The sequence below is a fragment of the Zunongwangia pacifica genome (assembly GCF_023499215.1).
GTDB lineage: Bacteria > Bacteroidota > Bacteroidia > Flavobacteriales > Flavobacteriaceae > Zunongwangia > Zunongwangia pacifica.
Window position 1 is genome coordinate 1 of the sequence record NZ_JAKHSK010000050.1, and the last position, 20622, is coordinate 20622.

Genomic DNA, 20622 nt, shown 5'->3' on the forward strand with positions numbered 1-20622 from the left:
GACTATTTCCAATTCTATTGTATCTTTGTCAAGTACAGAGTACATAAAGGGTTGGTTTTGATAATTGTATGTTTCGCAACACAAATATCTGCAACCCTTTTTTATTTTTAAAAAAAGTTTATAAATCATTTCAACTTTTAAATTTCTTTTCCCAATCTAAAATTTAGTTTAAAAGCAATTAACCCACACTCCACGCCTTTCATAAGAACTTAAAATTCAATTAAATAATTAGTTCTATGTTTTTATTTAAAATTAATCCAATTAAAATTTGTGATAAAAGCTAGTTCGTTTTAAATTCGCAACCAATTATTTAGAATTGTTTTAAATAAAAATATAAGATGAAAAAAATTTACACTCTCTGCTTCATTTTACTAGGAATATTTAGTACCACCTATGCTCAGAATATTTCGATTCAAGGAAAAGTATTTTCCGATTCGGGAACACCCATTCATAATGCCAATGTTATTATACTCAACTCCTCTACTGGCGCTATGACCGACAAGAACGGGCATTACGAACTTAAAAGCCTTGCCCCGGGCAAGTACATTTTAAGAGCTTCCTATCTGGGATATGAATCTATAGACCGATCAATCACTGTAATGGAAGGAATAAATGCTGAACTAAACTTTACATTAAATGAATCGGCCACCCAACTACAAGGGGTAGAGATTATTGGACGAAAAGAACGTAACTACAAAAACACGACCTCTTTTATTGGTACAAAATCAGATACAAAACTAATAGACGTTCCCCAGGCCATAAGCTACGTAACTAAAGAAGTTATTTTAGATCAGGCTGCCTTTACCGTTAATGATGTAGTGAATAATATTAGTGGTGTTAACCAATTTTCTTTTTATAACGATTTAACGATTCGCGGATTTAGGGTTCAGGGACAACGAAACAGTAGTATGCTTTTAAACGGTTCCCGAATGATGACCAGTTTTTGGAGTCAGCAGATTATTCCCCATGTAGAAAGGGTAGAAGTTATTAAAGGGCCTGCTTCTGCCCTTTTTGGAAATGCTTCTCCTGGAGGAACTATAAACACGGTTACAAAAAAACCTTTAGAAACAACTAAGCAATCCATAAGCGCCAGTATGGGTAGTTTTAATACATTTAGGCTGTTAAGTGACTTTACCGGCCCAATGAGCAAAGACAAAAAGCTTTTATACCGTCTAAATTTGGGATATCAAAACACCGATGGTTTCAGGGACTTGCAATTCAACAAAAATATTGTTGTCGCACCTTCGTTCTCTTTTATCCCCAATGAAAAAACACGTTTAAATTTAGATGTGGTCTACCAAGATAACAAAGGACGTTTAGATCGTGGACAAGCCGTTTTTGGCGATGGTGACCTATACTCTACACCAATAACGACTTCCTTAAGTGCAGAAAATGATTACCTGAACGAACAAAATCTAAATGTAACCTTATCATTTCAGCATAAATTCAGTGAACACATGAGTTTTAATAGTTCGTATATGAACTCTGGTTACGATGAAGATTTGTTAGAGCATAGAACTGCCAACAACTTTTTGGCGCTTGGTGATGGCTCTTATGATATTACCAAAGTAGCCATGCGGGTATTTAATCGTAAGCGCTCGTGGAACAACCAAAACTTCACCAATTACCTTAACGTTAATTTTAACCTTGGAAAAATAGAAAACAAGTTCTTGGTGGGCTATGATTATTTTCAACAGCAACTGGAGCCGGGAGGATCTCAACTAGAGGCCAACGCTTATCTTTTAAAAAATGGTAAGGCTACGAATTCCTTCAATGTTGCTAAAATTGATAATTACGTACTGGACGAAAATGGTAATCCTGTAGCCAATGTAGCGCCTTTTGATCTCACTTCTACCAACGGAAACGCTATGCGCGACATGAGCAATTATGTATATGGCATTAGAAATTATGACCGGTACAAACAAACCGGAAATGGTATTTACTTACAAAACCAATTTCAATACAAGAAATTTAATCTTTTGGTGGGGCTGCGCTATGATGATTTTACCGATTATCTAAACTATGACACTGCTGAAGAAGAAAAAATTAGTCAGGATAAATTTATACCAAGAATCGGAATGGTATACAAGCTTAAACCAAATGTTAACTTTTATGGTACCTGGGTAAAGGGTTACCAACCACAAACGGCCTCCACTATTAATAATCCTGAAGCCGGAGGGCCTTTTGATCCTTTGACCAGTGAGTTGTTTGAAGCTGGGATAAAAACAGAATGGTTCAATAAACGCCTAAGCGCTACTTTAGCTGTTTATTCCCTAAGCCAGAAAGGCGCTTTGTACAATGCTAATGATTCCAGTAACTCTGATTTACTAAAGCAAATTGGGAAAGAAAAATCGGAAGGTGTTGAACTTGATGTTTATGGGCAGATTATGCCAAACTGGAGTGTGATTATGAACTATGCTTATAACCACGCTTATTTTACTGAAGCCGATGAATCTACGCTCGCCACTTTTGGTAATCAAAAGCCCAACGCCCCTAGAAACACCTTTAATTTTTGGTCAAAATATATCATTGATCATGGTAATTTTAATGGATTGGGATTTGGCCTTGGTTACGACTATGTAGGCGAACGAAACGGATCTATTGTGAGAGACCCAGAGTTGATACCGGTTTTTCCTAGTTATGGATTGTTTAATGCCGCTATCTATTATAAAGTGAATAAATTCCAGATACAGTTAAATATTAATAATGTATTTGACAAAACCCATTGGGTAGGTGGTTACGATTTCTTGCGTGCCTTCCCGGGTAGGCCTCGAAATATTATGTCAACCGTTTCATATACTTTCTAGCATTGAAATTATCAAAGAAAAAGCTATTTAAAATTCATAGTTGGATTGGTACCAAGTTAAGCATACTATTTTTTATAGTATGCTTTTCAGGTACTATGGCTACCCTAAGTCATGAGATGGACTGGTTGTTTATTTCAGAGATCAGGGCCAAGCCGCAAAAAGAATTTGCTTCTAAAAATACTATTATTAGCAACCTTAAAAAACAATATCCCAATGGTGAGATTTCCTATTGGATGCGTGCAGAAGAGCCTTATTTATGTGACATCATCTATACCAAAGAGAATGGCAGGCAAACCTATGTCTTTGCCAATCCTTATACCGGTAAAATACAAGGAAATGCCAACCTCACTTTTCAACGCTTTTTCAGGGATCTTCACTATTTTTTATTTATGCCTTTTTATCAATTTGGCTATTTAATGGTATTGAGCTTCGCCTTTTTGTTGCTGATTTCCTTTTTAACGGCTTTATTCTTTTATAAAAAATGGTGGAAAAAATTATTTACCCTTGAAACAAAAAAAGGACCGCTAGTGTTTTTCAGAAGTCTTCACAGGTTTGTTGGATTATGGTCTATTCCGTTCTCTATTCTTTTCTCAGCTACCGGAATATGGTATTTTGTAGAGCGTACCAATATTGCCGATATACGTACAAAAGCAAATCCCAAATCACCAAAGCTGGAATATAGCAATGCAAATAATGATAGTATTAACCTTACCTATACCATTGACTATGACCGTATCGTCCAGGTAGCCGAAAAAGCAATTCCCTATTTTAAGGCAGAAGGGATGAACGTCCCAAATACACAGAATGAGCCTGTGTATGTTAGGGGGAAGTCAGATGTTCCGCTGGTTCGTCAGCGCGCCAATAGGGTTTATGTAAATCCATACAATTATAAAGTAGTAAAAATCCAAAATGCTAAAAATATAAGTAATATCATGTGGATAAATGATATTGCCGATCCGCTTCATTTTGGGTATTGGGGCGGACTAACCACAAAAATCATCTGGTTTTTTATAGGCTTAGGCATTTCTTCATTGATATTAACCGGGATATGGATTACCCTAAAACGAAAGGCATTACAAAGAAAAAAGAAGCGTGCACCTATACTGGGTAAATGGAAATTTATAAACTGGGGGATCTATATGCTCATAATGATAAGCATGTATGTGCAACTGGTTTACCGCTATCATACCTCATTTACAGGAATCCTAATCATCAGTTGTGGTTGGTTACTGCTTTTACTTTTTACGTACTATGTTTTTGTTTATCGCTTAAAAAAGGCCGTTAATGCAAAATAGCAGATCCTAAACTTTCCTGAAATTGTTATGAATAGTTTTTATATCCCTTTTTTTAAAGTCAGTTTTGTAAAAGCCATACTCTTTTTAGTGAAAGTTTTGCTTTTTACCAATTTGTAAGTCATTTATAACCAATGTCGGTTATCGCTGGCATTTCGGGGTCATTGAGTAACGATCTTAGGGGCAACCCCACGAAGATTCGATCTGAACAAAACATTTTTCAGAACGAGACATCCCGATGGCTATAGAGATCGGAGCATTAAATCTCGATTATCGATTGAATTTTCAAGGAAAATTTGTATCGAAATGTCGCCAAAATAGAAGTTTCCGTAAATTTTTTCAAAAAAATTTCATGCAGCCCCCGGTGTTTTATGAAATCGAACTCAGGTGAATAACATTAGGAAAATCGCTGAAATTTTCCCTATTTTTATAAAATCTTAACCTCTAGCTGCTTTTTATTGTTGATTATTAATTTTGAAATTCTATGAACATTTTAAGACCCGCAGCGCTTATTGCTTTTTTATTATTGGTATCCTGTAAAAACGATACTAAGGATTCACAAACCGATGAAAATAAAACCGCATCGATTCAAACCGATAAGGATTTTAGACCTGCATTCCATTTCTCTCCAAAGGAAAACTGGATGAACGACCCCAATGGGATGTTTTATCTAAACGGCACGTACCACTTGTTTTTTCAGTATTATCCTGAAGGCAATAAATGGGGGCCTATGCATTGGGGACATGCTACCAGTAAAGACATGATTATCTGGAAAGAACAGGAAATCGCCCTCTTCCCCGATGAAAAAGGCTATATTTTTAGCGGGAGTGCAGTCGTAGATCATGATAACACTTCAGGTTTTGGGGATGGTACAACTCCGCCAGTGGTAGCCATGTTTACTTATCACGATCCTAAAGGTGAAAAAGAAGGCCGTATCGATTATCAATCACAGGCCATTGCTTATAGTCTGGATGAAGGGAAAACCTGGACGAAATATGAACAAAATCCGGTAATTAAAAATCCCGAATTACAAGATTTCAGGGATCCTAAAATGACCTGGGATCAAGCCAACAAGCAGTGGTTAATGGTCCTTTCGGCTAAAGACCGTGCTTATTTTTATACTTCAGAAAATTTAAAAGACTGGAAAAAAGTATCTGAATTTGGCGAAAATTACGCAGCGCAGGATGGCGTTTGGGAATGCCCGGATTTCTTCCCTATGCCAGTAGAAAACAGCGAAGAAACAAAATGGGTACTTATCCAAAGTACGAATCCCGGTGGCTACAATGGTGGCTCGGCCACGCAATATTTTGTGGGTGATTGGGATGGTAAAACTTTTACCCCTGAAGCTGATCTTTATGGAAAAAACATAGATCATCCTTACTGGCTGGATTTTGGAAAAGACAATTATGCCGGTGTTACCTGGTCTAATATTCCAAAAGAAGATGGCCGTACTTTATTTATGGGGTGGATGTCTAACTGGCTTTATGCCCAGGAAGTACCTACAGAAACCTGGAGAAGCGCCATGACAATCGCAAGGAAACTAACGCTTATAAAAGAAGATGATAACTATATTATCACATCTACCCCGGTGAAAGAACTTCAAAAATACGTTGGGGAAACCATCACCAAATGGAAGTTAACCAACGAAAATCATGCGATCATCGATACCAATGAGCTTGATCTTACCAAAGCGCAGGTTTCTTTTTTAATTCCGAAGCTTACCAAAGATGTTCATTTATCTTTAAGCAATGACAACGGCGATCGTTTAAAATTCGGATTTAAAAAAGCAGAAAATCAGTTTTATATCGATAGATCGGAATCTGGGATTACCGACTTCGGAAAAGAATTTGCTTCTACCATCTCTACCGGTAGAAGAATATCCACTTCAGATTCGTTAAAAGTGAACCTGATTTTAGATAATATGAGCATTGAAATTTTCTATGATGATGGGAAAACGGTCATGACTGAGATCTTTTTTCCGAAGCAACCTTATACCAGTTTAAAGGTAAATGAAGGTGTTCCCGTAATCGATATTGAAGCTAACGAATTCAATTTTAATTAATCATTATTCAAATTAAACCCCATGTCTATAAGTACTGAAGCCGAATTAAACGGAATGACAAAGATCAGTGAAGTTGTTGCCACAACACTAAAACTGATGAGAGCATTTACAAAAGTTGGGATTTCTACTAAAGAACTGGATGATTATGGGGGAGAAATTCTTAAAAGTTATGGTGCAAAATCGGCACCTTTCGAAACCTATGGATTTCCCGGGTATACCTGCATTAGCGTAAATAACGAAGCTGCTCACGGCATCCCTTCAGAAAATAAGATCCTAAAAGAAGGTGATTTGATAAATATTGATGTTTCTGCAGAATTAAATGGATTTTGGGCAGATAATGGAGGTTCTTTTATTATCGGAAAAGATATTAATAATCACCAGCCACTGGTAGATGCTTCAAAGCAAATCCTGCAAAAAGCGATTAATCAGATTAAAGGTGGCGTGAAAATCGCAGATATTGGCCATTTAATGGAAACCGAAGCTAAAAAATCGGGGTTTAAAGTCATTCGAAATTTAGCAGGGCATGGCGTTGGCAGAAGTTTGCATGAAAAACCTGAAAATATTCTAAACTATAGCATTAAAAGTAATCGGGAACGATTCAAAAAAAATACTACTGTAGCCATAGAAACTTTTATCGCTACAAAATCGACAATAGCAGTAGAGCAAAATGATGGCTGGACACTTGTAGGAAACAAAGGTGGTTACGTTACGCAACACGAACATACCATCATGGTTACCGATGGTATGCCATTAATATTAACTGCTGCTAACGAAATTTGGAACTAAAATGACACAACAGCTAAAAGCAGTCTCTTTTGGAGAAATTTTATATGATATTTTCCCTAATTCAGAAAAAATTGGCGGGGCACCTTTAAATGTCGCTTCCCGCCTAAGCGCTAACGGAATTGACACCACAATGATTAGTAGTGTTGGCCAGGATAAAAAAGGAAAAAACTTACTGGAATATCTAAAATCAAGGAAAATCGATCATTCTTTAGTTGCCGAAACTCCAGATTATCCTACCGGAATGGTAAATGTGAAACTGGATAAGAGCGGTTCAGCTTCTTATACTATCGAATATCCTGCTGCATGGGATAAAATCGATATTTCTGAAAAGATGATCGAGAAAGTGAAAACTTCAGATGCTTTTATCTTCGGAAGTCTGGTTTGTCGTGATCAAAAAAGCAGGGAGACCTTAACTGAATTACTGCAACATGCTAAGTTCTCTGTTTTCGACATTAATCTAAGGCCGCCACATTATAAAAAAGAGCTCTTAGAAGAGCTAATTTTAAAAGCCGATTTCATCAAATTTAATGATGACGAATTATATGAAATTGCAGCGATGTTGGATTCGCCTTTCCACTCGCTTGAACAAAACCTTAGCTACATGGCAAAAATCACCAATGCCAAAACAATTTGTGTCACCAAAGGTAGTCACGGTGCCGTTCTTTTTACTGAAGGGAAACTATATTACAACAGCGGTTATAAAATAAAAGTTGCAGATACCGTGGGAGCCGGCGATAGCTTTTTAGGTTCCTTAATTTCTAAATTACTAAAAAAAGAAGCACCTCAGCACGCATTAAACTATGCCTGCGCGATTGGCGCCCTGGTCGCATCGCAAGAAGGAGCAAACCCTGAATTTACTCCTGAAGAAATTGAAAAGTTTATGTTTCCTGACGCGAATAGCTGATAATCGGAGACTAAACGAATTATAAAAGTCTCCATTGTGGCACCAGTTTGATAAAGTTTATCAGCAGCCGCTTCGCTTTTAGAAGTTAAGAGAAAAGAATCAGGATTGGATACCAAGTATGCAATAACTATTAGCATAGGATAATTTGACATTAAAGCATCTTTAACAGATAACCGAAAAATATTCCCCCTTCGGGGGTTAGGGGGATAATGTCCACTAAAACTCCTCCCAATCTTTCCATACCGGTTCGATTCCGTTTTCCCGTAACATAGCCGCGATAGTTTCGGTGCTACGCTCATCTGAAATTTCAAACTGTTCCAACGACTGCGGTTCCACCACATAACCACCAGGATTGGTTTTCGATTCGGCACTCATCGAAGTGATCCCTAAATGTGCCATATGATCGCGGAATTTTTCCTGTTCGCGGGTAGAAATCGACAATTCTACATCTTCATCTAAAATTCGGTATGCGCAGATTAATTGTAGCAAATCGGGATCGGTCATTTCAACTTTAGGTTCTAATCCGCCGCTAAAAGGTCGTAATCTTGGGAAAGAAATCGAATACTTTGTTTTCCAATAGGTCTTCTGTAAATATTTAAGATGTAAAGCCGTAAAAAAACTATCGGCACGCCAATCTTCCAAACCAAACAAAGCCCCAATTCCAATTTTATGAATTCCGGCTTTTCCCAAACGATCCGGTGTTTCCAAACGATAATCAAAATTCGATTTTTTGCCTTTTGGATGATGAATTTTATAGGTCTCGCGATGATACGTTTCCTGATAGACTAAAGTAGCATATAAACCATCGTTCACCAATCTTTCGTATTCTTCCAGATCTAACGGTTGCACTTCAATAGAAATATTAGCAAAATGTGGTTTTAAAAGTCTTACTGCATTGCTTAGATAATCTATCCCTACGGTTCTATTCGCTTCACCGGTAACCAGTAAAATATGCTGATAGCCTTTCTTTTTAAGGAATTCGGCTTCTTTTAAAATTTCAGCATCAGTTAAGGTTCGACGCGGAATCTTATTCGTTAAACTGAATCCGCAATACGTACAAATATTCTGGCACTCATTACTTAAATACATGGGCGCGTACATTTGCATGGTATTGCCAAAACGCTTTTTGGTAATTAGCCGACTTTTTACCGCCATCTGCTCTAAATAAGCTTTTGCTGCCGGAGAAATTAATGCCTTAAAATCCTCAAGATCGGGTTTTACGGCACTTAAAGCACGTTCCACATCCATAATACTCTTTTGCTGGATACTTTCCAGAACCTTATCCCAATCGTACTGTGCTAAAACCGATTTAAAACTACTCATATAAAAATTGTGTTAGTGGGCTACTGGCTTCAGCAATCTTACCGGTTTCAGCAAGTTTAGCTTCGTAGGCCATTCGCCCGGATTCTACTGCCATTTTAAAGGCTTTTGCCATTTGCACCGGATGTTTAGAAACGGCAATTGCGGTGTTTACCAAAACGGCATCGGCGCCAATTTCCATCGCCCAGGCCGCATGAGAAGGAGCCCCGATACCGGCGTCCACAATTACCGGAACATTAGATTGTTCGATAATAATCTCTAAAAAATCCAGGGTTTTTAAACCTTTATTCGTTCCGATAGGTGCGCCCAAAGGCATCACACATTGCGCCCCTACATCTTCTAATCGCTTACACAAAACAGGATCGGCATGAATATAAGGCATTACTACAAAGCCCAGTTTCACCAGTTCTTCACAGGCTTTTAGGGTTTCTACCGCATCGGGCAATAAGTATTTAGGATCGGGATGAATTTCGACTTTCACCCAATTTGTCCCTAAAGCTTCCCGAGCCATCTGAGCTGCAAAAACGGCCTCTTTAGCATCCCGAACGCCAGACGTATTAGGCAGTAAACTTAATTTTTCGTGGGCCAGGCTGGTCATCATTTCATCGTCTTCGTTGCCTGCCTCTACTCTTTTTAATGCCACGGTTACCAGCTCACTTTCTGACGCTAAAACCGCTTCGCGCATTACTTTAGAGTTACTGAATTTGCCCGTTCCCGTAAATAATCGGGAATCGAAACTTTTATCTCCTATTTTTAGTTTTTTCATTGTTAGATTTTTAGCTGTTAGCTTTTGGCCATCAGCGATTAGCTATTTGTATTTTAGTATGAGACCCTGAAACGAGTTCAGGGTGACGTTTTGTTTTCAGCTTTTAAAAGATGTTTTATAACCATATAAAATTCAACATTTCTAAAATTGTCTTGTCTATTCTCTAGGTTCTATATGCTTTTTGTATAAATATTCTCCCCAATTAACTTGATCCGAGAGTCTCATCACTATAAAATGCATGAACCCTGAAAGAATCCCTATGTCACAGACATTCTCAACATATCGAGAAGACTCATTCAGAATTAAGCATTTAGAATTCAAAATAAATTAGTTCTGACTCTTGTCTCTTGTTTCCTGGTTCAATCCCACATCATCAAACCTATTTTCTCACTTCTAACAGCGAAGCGGTCTAAATTCTATCTACTATTCACCCCAACAATCATAAATCTGCTGAATTTCATTTTCCGGATGTTCAGAATGCGTTAGCAATCCCGAAACCGCCACTCCGCTTAAACCAATTTTCTTTAGTTCCTGAATATCCTTTAATGCAATTCCGCCTATGGCAATCACCGGTACGCTATTTTCCCTTTTTAGATAGTCTTCCATCAAATGTTGATAGCCTGAAAATCCTAAAATCGGACTCAATTTCTTTTTAGTTGAAGTAAACCTTAGCGGACCCAAGCCAATATAATCTACTCCGTTTTCCAGATGTTCCAAACAATGCTGAAGCGTATTTGCAGTACCGCCAATAATCTTATGATTGCCCAAAATCTCCCGTGCTTCTATAACCCCGGTGTCTTCTTGCCCCAAATGAACACCTTCGGCATTGCAGGTTTTCGCCACTTTTACATGATCATTTATAATTAGCTTCGCTTTATATTTTGAGCATAATTCTTTGGTTAAAATTGCTGTTTTCAGGACTTCTTTTTGGGACATTTCTTTCATTCGTAACTGAATCCAGTTCCCTCCCGCTTTTAAAACAGTCTCGATATTTTTTAAATGCTGAAATCGATCATTACCCTGCGAGATATACTGAAGACAGGAAATGTCTTTCTTAAAAACCGATTGATTTTTATCTAAAAACGGATTCATATTGCTGTTGAATTTTATTAAAACTATCTACTGGATTGTCCTGCTTCCAAACCGCACCAAGCACGGCTCCCCCGCTAAATCCCATTTTTCGGATTAGTGGAATTTTTTCTGAATTGATCCCGCCCAGTGCAATTACTTTTTGCTGGATGTCCATTACCTGAAATACCCGAAACAACTTCCCTGTATAATCTGCTTTTGAGATCGAGCTAAAAACCGGGCTCAAAAAACAATAGTCGAAAATCGACGATGCTAAGAGCGATTCTTTTTGATGATAAGAAGTGCTCACGGTAAATCTTTCCTGCTGAAAAGATTTTACATACTCTTCTAAATCTTCATTTAAGTTTATTCTGAAATTTTCTTTGAGATGAATCCCTTTCAAACTGAATTCCCGTGCTAATTCATGATGCTGGTGAAGCACCATCTTCGAACGATATTCCGGTTCAAATTGTTGCAACCAGTGCTTCAGCTCTTCAAAAGAAACTTCAGGTTTGCGAATATGCAATGTCTCTAAACCATCGGCTAGGATTGACTTTAGATGAGATTCTTCATTTTCGATAAACTTTTCCGCAGAAATTACGATTAGCATTATTTCAAATTAAATTTTGACATTCTTAAATTGTAATAATAATTAGTTCCGTCATTCCGGACTCGATCCGGAATCTCATACCACACTAAAAAAACAGCATTAAGATGAGACCCTGAATCAAGCCCGCCTGCCGGACAGGCAGGTTCAAGGTGACGCCGATGACTTATGATGAATTTGGATCATAGTTGAACATTTCGGCATTCACCTTTATAAACTTTCAACTCACAAATACACTTCGCTGCCTTTCTTTTTAAACTCTTCCGATTTTTCTTCCATGCCTTTTATAATGGCTTCTTCACTGTCGAGTCCGTTTTCTTTAGCATAATTCCGTACATCCTGTGTGATCTTCATCGAACAGAAATTAGGGCCGCACATCGAGCAAAAATGAGCCACTTTTGCATTTTCTGAAGGTAAGGTCTCATCGTGATAGGCTCGTGCCGTATCGGGATCCAGCGCCAGATTAAATTGATCTTCCCATCGAAATTCGAATCTTGCTTTACTCATCGCATCATCGCGATGCTGCGCTCCGGGATGCCCTTTTGCCAGATCGGCCGCATGTGCGGCAATTTTATAGGTAACCACGCCTTCTTTTACATCTTCTTTATTAGGTAAGCCCAAATGTTCTTTTGGTGTTACATAACACAACATCGCACAACCGTACCAGCCAATCATTGCGGCACCAATTCCGCTGGTGATATGATCGTAACCTGGCGCAATATCGGTGGTTAAAGGGCCAAGCGTATAAAATGGCGCTTCCCCACATTCTGTCAATTGCTTGTCCATATTTTCCTTGATCATATGCATGGGAATATGACCGGGCCCTTCTATAAAGCATTGTACATCGTGCTTCCAGGCGATTTTGGTTAATTCGCCCAGCGTTTCCAATTCGGCAAACTGTGCATAATCGTTTGCATCTGCAATACTGCCGGGACGCAATCCGTCGCCCAGCGAAAAAGCCACATCGTAAGCTTTCATGATTTCGCAGATTTCCTCAAAATGAGTGTACAAAAAGCTTTCCTGATGATGCGCTAAACACCATTTTGCCATAATCGAACCACCCCGCGACACGATACCAGTCACCCGTTTTGCAGTATGCGGAATATATTGCAAACGAACACCCGCATGGATCGTAAAATAATCCACACCCTGTTCAGCTTGTTCGATTAGTGTATCCCTAAAAATTTCCCAGGTTAGATTTTCGGCTTTTCCATTTACTTTTTCCAAAGCCTGATAGATAGGAACGGTTCCGATGGGTACCGGGGAATTCCGAAGGATCCATTCTCGGGTTTCGTGAATGTTTTTCCCGGTAGAAAGATCCATTATCGTATCGGCTCCCCAACGGCAGGCCCAAACGGCTTTTTCAACTTCTTCTTCAATAGAAGAACTTACTGCAGAATTCCCAATATTGGCATTGATCTTTACCAAAAAGTTTCGCCCTACAATCATAGGTTCACTTTCGGGATGATTAATATTACTCGGGATAATTGCGCGACCTCTGGCCACCTCATCCCGCACAAATTCAGGAGTGATCACTTTGGGAATACTGGCACCAAAACTTTCGCCGGGATGCTGTTGGGTAATTTGATTAATTTCCTGAAGTTTTTGATTTTCGCGAATGGCGATAAATTCCATCTCGGGAGTAATAATCCCCTGCCGGGCATAATGCATTTGGGTAACATTTTTTCCCGGTTTAGCTTTTAAAGGTTTCCTGATGCGCTTAAACCGTAGTTCATCCAGCTTTTCATTTTCCTCACGCTGCCGCCCGTATTCCGAAGAAAGTCCGCTTAACTGCTGCACATCCTCCCTGGCGACGATCCATTGCTGGCGAATGGGTTTTAAGCCCTGGCGAACATCAATCTCTACATTAGGATCGGTGTAAGCACCGCTGGTATCGTACACCAAAACAGGCTCATTTGGAGTACGTGTCCCATTAAATTTATCGACGGTATCATCAAGATGAATCTTACGCATCGGCACATTCACATTTTCGTGAAGCTGTCCTTTTACATAAATTTTTTCTGAGTTGGGAAAAGGCGTTCTGCTTATGGCTTCTTCCCGTGGTAACTGGTTAGGTTTCATACTGAAAAGGTTTAGATTGATTTTTAAAATTTGATTGCTATTATAAATCGATCAACCACCCTGCGTAGCACGAATCACCAGTACGTTATTCCCTTCTTCCAACAGGGTGTGCTCCCATTGGGATTTAGAAATAACCTCGTTGTTAATCGCGATGGCAATTCCTGAGGGCTGAATATTCAGCTGCTCCAACAGTTCATGAAGCTTTACCGGTTCTTTAAAAGAATGATTTTGGTTGTTTACGTTTACAGTTATCATATCCTTAGATTTTTAATAGCTGTAAACCAAGGGGAATTGTCCCTGAAGAAAAGTGAGTAATTTCGTGGTCTCTCCACGAGTTTTGAATCGAAATTTAATTTTTACGCTTAAACCATATTATAAATAATAAGTCCGGTTTTTTAAATAAATCCAAAAGACTTCCGACTGATATTAGGCATATTCGATTCAAAATTTTCGTACTTTTTCCTTCGCAGATGCTAATCTGGATCAGGTTCAAAGGGTGTTATCTCAGCCAAATTTAATTGGCACCCCTAAAGTTTACACTTTCAAAGTTAACTGATTTTTTTCGGTATAAAAAAATGCTGAAGCCATAATCTTCAAATTTGAGTACACTTTTAATACCTTTGCTGCGAAATATCCCTCGAAAATCCTGAAGCGAATTGATCTCTTCAGCTTTAAAAATTTTAAGGGAAAATAAATCACACACGGCAGACTTAAAATTTCGGTATGGCAAAAATCAGGATTACCAAACAATTTTCTTTTGAAACAGGACACGCTCTTTATGGTTACGACGGTAAATGCCGCAATGTGCATGGCCATAGTTATAAACTTAGCGTAACGGTTATCGGTGAGCCAATCACGGATAATGAAAATGTAAAATACGGAATGGTAATCGATTTTGGAGATTTAAAAAAGATCGTAAAATCTGAGATTGTAGACCAGTTTGACCATGCTACGGTTTTTAATCAAAACACCCCGCATATCGAGCTTGCCAAAGAATTAAAAGATCGTGGCCACCATGTGATTTTAGTGGATTATCAACCGACCAGTGAAAATATGGTGATTGATTTTGCTGAAAAAATAAAGAAACATTTGCCAGATCATATTAAGCTACATTCTTTAAAACTTCAGGAAACCGAAAGTAGTTTTGCCGAATGGTATGCGAGTGATAATTAAACATCTGCAAAGTTTACAGGTTTATCCGCCTACCCCCGAAGGGAGAACGTTTTTGTTTTAGGTTCAAAATTGATAATTGCTTACTGCATTTTGGCACCCCTGTCTCTTTTCACTTTCTACTTTTAAACTTTCTAAATTATCACCATTCACCATAATAAGCTATTGTCATCCTGAACCTGCCTGTCCGGCAGGCGGGCTTAATTCAGGATCTCATCCTCAAGATTTTGTTTTTCAATACAGTATGAGATTCCGGATCAAGCCCGGAATGACGAAAACAACGAATTATTACAAGTTACGGATAATCAATAAGAAATTAATACGCTTCGCAAGTTTCTATTAACTTTGCAGATGTTAAGCAACATGCCATGACCATTCCCGAAGGAAAAAAAATATATTTTAGTAGTGATAATCACTTAGGGGCTCCCACCAAAGAAGCCAGCAAACCCAGAGAGGCGATCTTCGTTAAATGGCTGGAGGAAATTAAAGAAGATGCCGCTGCCATTTTTTTACTGGGTGATCTTTTTGATTTTTGGTTTGAATATAAACATGCCGTTCCTAAAGGTTTTGTTCGGGTGATGGGAAAGCTGGCAGAACTTAAAGACCATGGTATTCCTATTTATTTTTTCGTCGGAAATCACGACCTGTGGATGGAAAATTACTTTGAAGAAGAACTGAATATTCCCACCTATCGCCGACCACAGGAATTTGAATTTAACGGAAAGAATTTTTTGATAGGTCATGGGGACGGACTTGGTCCCGGGGATTATGGTTATAAACGGATGAAAAAGGTATTTACCAATCCGTTTGCGAAATGGCTTTATCGTTGGCTGCATCCTGATATTGGCATTCCGCTAGCCCAATATTTTTCAGTGAAAAATAAACTGATTTCGGGAGACGAAGATGCTCAGTTTTTAGGGGAAGATAACGAGTGGTTAATCCAATATTGTAAGCGAAAACTGGAAACTAAACATTATGATTATTTTCTTTTTGGCCACCGTCATTTACCTATGGAAGTTAAGCTGAAAGAAGATTCTAAATACATTAATACCGGCGACTGGATTACACATTATACGTATGCCGAATTCGACGGAAATGATTTGCAGTTAAAAAAGCTGAAGGATAAATAGAACGTTGCAATTTGCAGCAGGGAGTAATGGCTAAAAAAATGATTAAAAATCTTCAAATATTAATGCTATTCTTAGCCCTGCCCATACTCAGCTATAGCCAGAAAAACGATACCATAAACTGGTTGAATTTTGAACAATTAGAGGATTCCTTACTGCTAAAACCGAAGAAAACTTTTATCTATTTCTACGCCGATTGGTGCGTGTACTGCAAAAAGATGGAACGAAACGCTTTTAGAAATACTGAAATTATTGAAAAAATGAATTCCGATTTCTACGCGGTTAAAATGAATGCTGAAAGTACTGATACGATTACATTTGAAGGCCATAAATTCTACAATCAACAAGCCGAAAGCAGGCGAAATGGTATTCATCAGATTCCGTTGCTTTTAGCAAGTCGGGAAAACCTTGAATTTAGCTTACCGGCAATCCTCATTTTGGATGAAAAATTTAGACTTAGAAACCGTGAATTTGAATATTTAACGACTGAAAAAATGTTGGAGTTGATTACTGATCACTAAATTTTATTGATTTAAAGTAGCAACCACTAAAAACTGAAGTGGTGAGATTTCTGTAATGTTTAAAACTTCATTATTCGATTAAGCTTGTTGTGGCAAGTACAAGGTGATACCACAAGGTAAATGTTTTCGGATTGTGGAAAAGTCTATTTCAATAGGATCAAAATCTTCAACCTGTATTTGATATTTGAAAGATTCTGCATAAGCAATCGATAAGGCTAAAGAATGATCTAATGCTCTCATTTCGTTATCAGGTTGCGCATAATCATTTGGAGGCACATATCTAAAAGAAGCGTTTTCGAAATCTCCGTTCACATTTATATTTTCAGGGTCTATAGTTCCGTTTTCGATTAAGTTTTCTGCTGCGGCATCTTCTAATCGTAAAAATAATTGCGGAAAGGCTGGGTCGTAAAGAGCACAATCTATATTTTTCTCATCATCACCTGAACAACTAATAAGTAGCCCAATTATATGCATTAATTTTAAAATAGATTTCATAAATCATTCATTTAAAAATAGATGCTAAAAAAATGAATTGGTTGCGTTAGGGATTGCAGCGAAAATCCTTTTGCGAGGCACGAGCGAAAGATTGTAGCGTAAAGCCCGGCCGTAGGCAACGTCCAAATTAAGCCTACAACATTTACTACATCGATTACAAATGCTCGATGAGCCTTAGAAACCGCGTTCTTTTTGGATAGTTTCGTAGGCTTCCTGTACTTTATCAAATTTCTCGCGAGCGCCTTTTTTATACGCCTCGTCCATGTGTTCTAACTTATCGGGGTGGTATTTCTTTACCATTTTACGATAGGCTTTTTTTACATCGGCATCTGAGGCTGATTTATCGATCTCCAGGATTTTATAGGCACTCTCTGGCGTTTGCTTAAGGAACATCGCCTTAATACTTTCAAAGTCTTTAGCGCCAATCTTAAGATAACTGGCGATTTGCTGGATCATATTGGCCTCTGACGTACTTACCGAGCCGTCGGCCTGCGCAATCCCAAATAAAAAGTGCGTGATTTGCAATCGGGTTGGATATTGAGTTCGACTGGCCAGATATTGTGAAATTCTTGAGGCCGATAATTCACGGTTTTTAATGACATCATTAAAAGTCCTAAACGTAGCATTGGCACGTTCTTTCCCATAGGCGCGTACAAAATAGGAACGTACATAATCCAGTTCGGTTTGCGAAACTTTACCATCTGCTTTAATAACCAGTGCACAAAGCGACAATAAATTGAGCTCGAAATCGCCCGGACTTACCGATGAGGCCTGCTTACCTCCCATCATGGATTGTAGAAAGCCGCCACTGCTGCGATTCCAATTATCTAAAAGTGTCCCGATGATAAAACCAATAATGGCGCCGGGATATCGCATGTACATAAACCCTAAAACAGCTAAAAGCCACTTTATCATAGATCGAAAATTTTAGCAAAGATAACATTTACAAAACTAACGGCTTTTATTGTAAGGCCAGCGATTTACGCACGACAACTTTATAAGAAATTAGGTTTAACGGCTGATTTTCATGAAGCTGAACTTAATTTAATATCTTTGTGAATTAATAAAGTCTAATAATAAATTACAATATATGTATCCAGCAGATTTAGTAAAGCCAATGCGTGAAGATCTTACAAGCATAGGTTTTGAAGAATTACATACCGTAGAAGATGTAGAAGCGGCAATGAAAAAAGAAGGAACTACGTTGGTTGTAGTAAATTCGGTTTGCGGATGTGCTGCAGCAAATGCTCGTCCTGGCGCCAGAATGTCTTTGCAAAATGCAAAAACTCCAGATAATTTATATACCGTTTTTGCCGGTGTAGATCGCGAGGCTACTGATGTTGCCCGTAGTTTTATGGTACCGTTCCCTCCATCTTCTCCTTCTATGGCCTTGTTTAAAGATGGTGAATTGGTGCACATGTTAGAGCGTCATCACATTGAAGGTCGTCCTGCTGAGATGATCGCAGAAAACCTAACTGGTGCTTACGACGAATTCTGCTAGAAAAAATACAGCTTAAAATTATAGAAAGCCGATACATTAAAATGTGTCGGTTTTTTTATCTCCATTATTTTGCAGTATTGCCCAGAATGCGACATGGAATGATCGTATAAGAAATCTGTTGCTATTTCCTTTAAAAACTTATTTTTGTAGTTTTAAACTGCAAAATGAAGAAAATACTATCATATCCGCTAACGGTAATTTTTTACTTTTTTTTCTTTCTTACCCTACTCATATTTCATCCAATCCAATGGATATCTTTAAAATTGGGAGGTTATCCTGCGCATAAAAAAAGTGTAGATGTTTTTAATTTTTTCTTGTTGCGTTGCCTTAACTTATTGGGAACACGATTTGTGGTTGAAAACGAACATAACATCCCGGTAGAGCGTCCCTGTATATTTGTAGCCAACCATCAGGGTGTTTACGATATCCCCCCTATTATCTGGTATTTAAGAAAACACCATCCCAAATTTGTAAGTAAAAAAGAACTGGGCAAAGGGATTCCCAGTATTTCTTTTAACTTAAGGCATGGCGGATCGGTTTTAATCGATCGTAAAAACCGCAGAGAAAGTTTATTGAAAATGGCAAAATTTGCCAAATATTTAACAGAGACCAACCGCTCTGCCGTAATCTTTCCTGAGGGTACAAGAAGTCGCGATGGCCAACCTAAAAAGTTTGCGGCCAGTGGAATGCAGATGCTTTTTAAGCAAATGCCAAATGCACTGGTGGTACCAATAACCATTAATAACTGCTGGCAACTTTTAAAGGATGGGAGCTTCCCGTTAACGATAGGTGTAAAATTACGCATGAAAGTTCATGAACCTATTGAAGTTGATTCTACCGACCCCGAAAGCCTGGTGGCACTGGTAGAACGTACCATTATTGCTGATATTCGATAAAATATGACTGAAAAAGAATTGATTATCGAGAACACCATCCACTTTGTAAAAGAAACCTTAGTAAATGCTGAAGGGGGGCACGACTGGTTTCATATTCAGCGGGTTATGAACAATGCAAAATTGATCGCTAAATCTGAAGAAGCTGATGATTTTATTGTTCAGCTGGGTGCGTTGCTTCATGATATCGCCGACTCGAAATTTCATAACGGAGATGAGACGGTTGGACCGAAAGTAGCCACTGAATTTCTCGAATCTCAGCATGTAGATCCCGAAGTTATTGCTCATGTGGTAAAGATTATTCAGAATATTTCTTTTAAGGGCGGAAATGTGGAGCAACAATTCCACTCGGCCGAACTGGATATTGTTCAGGATGCCGATCGTCTAGATGCGATTGGAGCCATTGGCATTGCCAGAACTTTTAATTATGGTGGTTTTAAGGGAAGAGCACTTTACGATCCTGAAATTGAGCCAAAACTGAATATGACCAAAGAAGAATACAAAACTTCTAAGGCTCCTACCATCAATCACTTTTACGAAAAATTATTATTGCTGAAAGATCGCATGAACACCAAAACAGGTACTGAAATTGCACAAAAACGCCATGAATATATGGAAAGCTTTTTAGAACAGTTTTATGCTGAATGGAATGGAATTCAGTAAGCAGATGGCAATAACAATTAGTAGTTAACAGTTAGCCTTCAGCTTTCAGTAGGAAATCATTAAAAATAATTTCTTTTTTGTCATTTCGACCGTAGCGGAGAAATCTATTTCAATCTTAAAAAAACAAACCTCACAGGTTATCCCGTATAGCTATGGGAACTGTGAGGTTTGTTCTATTTGATTTTAATTAATTGAGAAAATAATTTCTTGATCAATTCTCAATACTTATATAATTTTCAAATCCTCACATTATCTAATCAATGCTTTGCCTCGTCCTGATTCATGGCTCTCAATTCTTTATTTTCTATTCTCTAAAAGTCAAGCAATATAATTAGCATTCTACTTCTTAAGAGATTTCTCCATTTCGCTACGCTTCACCTGCCTGCCGGCGAGGTAGGGTCGAAATGACAGGCTTGTTTATATTCTTAATATGAAGTTTTTGTCATCCTATGTTTGTTGCATGTAGATTTAAGAGAAATAATGATTAGATTTCAATAGAAGAAGGGAAAGCAAAAAAACCGTGCTTTGTCATTGGTCTTATAAGGCTGTTCGAGATGC

General features: G+C 38.2%; 19 protein-coding genes and 1 riboswitch. Of the genes, 11 read left to right on the forward strand and 8 right to left on the reverse strand.

The annotated features are described in order from the left end of the window. Window positions 1–338: 338 nt before the first annotated feature. The 5 genes from L1967_RS20450 to L1967_RS20470 all read left to right on the forward strand — a co-directional run bounded on the left by L1967_RS20450 (window position 339) and on the right by L1967_RS20470 (window position 7851). Window positions 339–2807, forward strand: coding sequence for a TonB-dependent receptor (locus tag L1967_RS20450; protein WP_249603361.1), 2469 nt, complete (start codon window positions 339–341; stop codon window positions 2805–2807). Window positions 2808–2809: 2 nt separating this feature from the next. Next, window positions 2810–4102: a PepSY-associated TM helix domain-containing protein gene (locus tag L1967_RS20455; protein ID WP_249603362.1), complete on the forward strand. Its 1293-nt coding sequence runs from the start codon at window positions 2810–2812 to the stop codon at window positions 4100–4102. Window positions 4103–4583: 481 nt separating this feature from the next. After that, entirely contained in the window at window positions 4584–6161 is a 1578-nt protein-coding gene (locus L1967_RS20460; protein ID WP_249603363.1) for a glycoside hydrolase family 32 protein, read from the forward strand. A 21-nt stretch (window positions 6162–6182) separates the two neighbouring features. Beyond that, window positions 6183–6947, forward strand: coding sequence for a type I methionyl aminopeptidase (gene map / locus L1967_RS20465; RefSeq protein WP_249603364.1), 765 nt, complete (start codon window positions 6183–6185; stop codon window positions 6945–6947). A 1-nt stretch (window position 6948) separates the two neighbouring features. After that, the gene (locus L1967_RS20470; RefSeq protein ID WP_249603365.1) at window positions 6949–7851 is read left to right on the forward strand and encodes a carbohydrate kinase family protein; all 903 of its coding nucleotides are present in this window, start codon (window positions 6949–6951) and stop codon (window positions 7849–7851) included. Window positions 7852–8067: 216 nt separating this feature from the next. Here L1967_RS20470 and thiH read toward each other — a convergent pair whose 3' ends face one another. The 6 genes from thiH to thiS form a co-directional block, all read right to left on the reverse strand. Beyond that, window positions 8068–9174, reverse strand: a complete 1107-nt coding sequence (gene thiH, locus L1967_RS20475) for a 2-iminoacetate synthase ThiH (protein WP_249603366.1) — start codon at window positions 9172–9174, stop codon at window positions 8068–8070. Continuing rightward, the gene (locus L1967_RS20480; RefSeq protein WP_249603367.1) at window positions 9167–9937 is read right to left on the reverse strand and encodes a thiazole synthase; all 771 of its coding nucleotides are present in this window, start codon (window positions 9935–9937) and stop codon (window positions 9167–9169) included. Before L1967_RS20480 ends, thiH begins: the two co-directional genes overlap by 8 nt. A gap of 423 nt (window positions 9938–10360) precedes the next feature. Then, on the reverse strand, window positions 10361–11029 hold the full coding sequence (locus L1967_RS20485; RefSeq protein ID WP_249603368.1) for a thiamine phosphate synthase: 669 nt from the start codon (window positions 11027–11029) through the stop codon (window positions 10361–10363). Continuing rightward, window positions 11010–11615, reverse strand: coding sequence for a thiamine phosphate synthase (locus L1967_RS20490; RefSeq protein ID WP_249603369.1), 606 nt, complete (start codon window positions 11613–11615; stop codon window positions 11010–11012). The genes L1967_RS20485 and L1967_RS20490 overlap by 20 nt, the downstream gene beginning before the upstream one ends. A 222-nt stretch (window positions 11616–11837) precedes the next feature. After that, window positions 11838–13694 carry a phosphomethylpyrimidine synthase ThiC gene (thiC, locus tag L1967_RS20495; protein ID WP_249603370.1) on the reverse strand — a complete coding sequence of 619 codons (1857 nt, stop codon included), beginning with the start codon at window positions 13692–13694 and terminating at the stop codon, window positions 11838–11840. Window positions 13695–13745: 51 nt separating this feature from the next. Further along, on the reverse strand, window positions 13746–13949 hold the full coding sequence (thiS, locus tag L1967_RS20500) for a sulfur carrier protein ThiS (protein WP_249603371.1): 204 nt from the start codon (window positions 13947–13949) through the stop codon (window positions 13746–13748). A gap of 187 nt (window positions 13950–14136) precedes the next feature. Continuing rightward, window positions 14137–14233: riboswitch (TPP riboswitch) on the reverse strand. Window positions 14234–14417: 184 nt separating this feature from the next. Between thiS and L1967_RS20505 the strand changes: the two genes are divergently transcribed. The 3 genes from L1967_RS20505 (at window position 14418) to L1967_RS20515 (ending at window position 16512) form a co-directional block, all read left to right on the forward strand. Continuing rightward, entirely contained in the window at window positions 14418–14867 is a 450-nt protein-coding gene (locus tag L1967_RS20505) for a 6-pyruvoyl trahydropterin synthase family protein (protein WP_249603372.1), read from the forward strand. 365 nt (window positions 14868–15232) lie between these two features. Continuing rightward, the gene (locus L1967_RS20510; protein ID WP_249603373.1) at window positions 15233–15994 is read left to right on the forward strand and encodes a UDP-2,3-diacylglucosamine diphosphatase; all 762 of its coding nucleotides are present in this window, start codon (window positions 15233–15235) and stop codon (window positions 15992–15994) included. Window positions 15995–16032: 38 nt separating this feature from the next. Continuing rightward, window positions 16033–16512 carry a thioredoxin family protein gene (locus tag L1967_RS20515; protein WP_249603374.1) on the forward strand — a complete coding sequence of 160 codons (480 nt, stop codon included), beginning with the start codon at window positions 16033–16035 and terminating at the stop codon, window positions 16510–16512. 78 nt (window positions 16513–16590) lie between these two features. Here the strand turns inward: L1967_RS20515 and L1967_RS20520 are convergent, their stop codons facing one another. Beyond that, window positions 16591–17007, reverse strand: a complete 417-nt coding sequence (locus tag L1967_RS20520) for a hypothetical protein (RefSeq protein ID WP_249603375.1) — start codon at window positions 17005–17007, stop codon at window positions 16591–16593. 174 nt (window positions 17008–17181) lie between these two features. Beyond that, a complete protein-coding gene (locus tag L1967_RS20525) occupies window positions 17182–17922 on the reverse strand; it encodes a TerB family tellurite resistance protein (protein WP_249603376.1) in 741 nt (246 codons plus the stop codon). Window positions 17923–18097: 175 nt separating this feature from the next. On the opposite strand from L1967_RS20525, the gene L1967_RS20530 reads away from it, so the two are divergent. The 3 genes from L1967_RS20530 to L1967_RS20540 all read left to right on the forward strand — a co-directional run bounded on the left by L1967_RS20530 (window position 18098) and on the right by L1967_RS20540 (window position 20064). Further along, window positions 18098–18508 (forward strand): BrxA/BrxB family bacilliredoxin, encoded by a 411-nt coding sequence (locus tag L1967_RS20530; protein ID WP_249603377.1) that lies wholly within the window; start codon window positions 18098–18100, stop codon window positions 18506–18508. Window positions 18509–18672: 164 nt separating this feature from the next. Next, on the forward strand, window positions 18673–19404 hold the full coding sequence (locus L1967_RS20535; protein WP_249603378.1) for a lysophospholipid acyltransferase family protein: 732 nt from the start codon (window positions 18673–18675) through the stop codon (window positions 19402–19404). Window positions 19405–19407: 3 nt separating this feature from the next. After that, complete coding sequence (locus L1967_RS20540; RefSeq protein WP_249603379.1) at window positions 19408–20064, forward strand: HD domain-containing protein; 657 nt, start codon at window positions 19408–19410, stop codon at window positions 20062–20064. Window positions 20065–20622 lie beyond the last annotated feature (558 nt).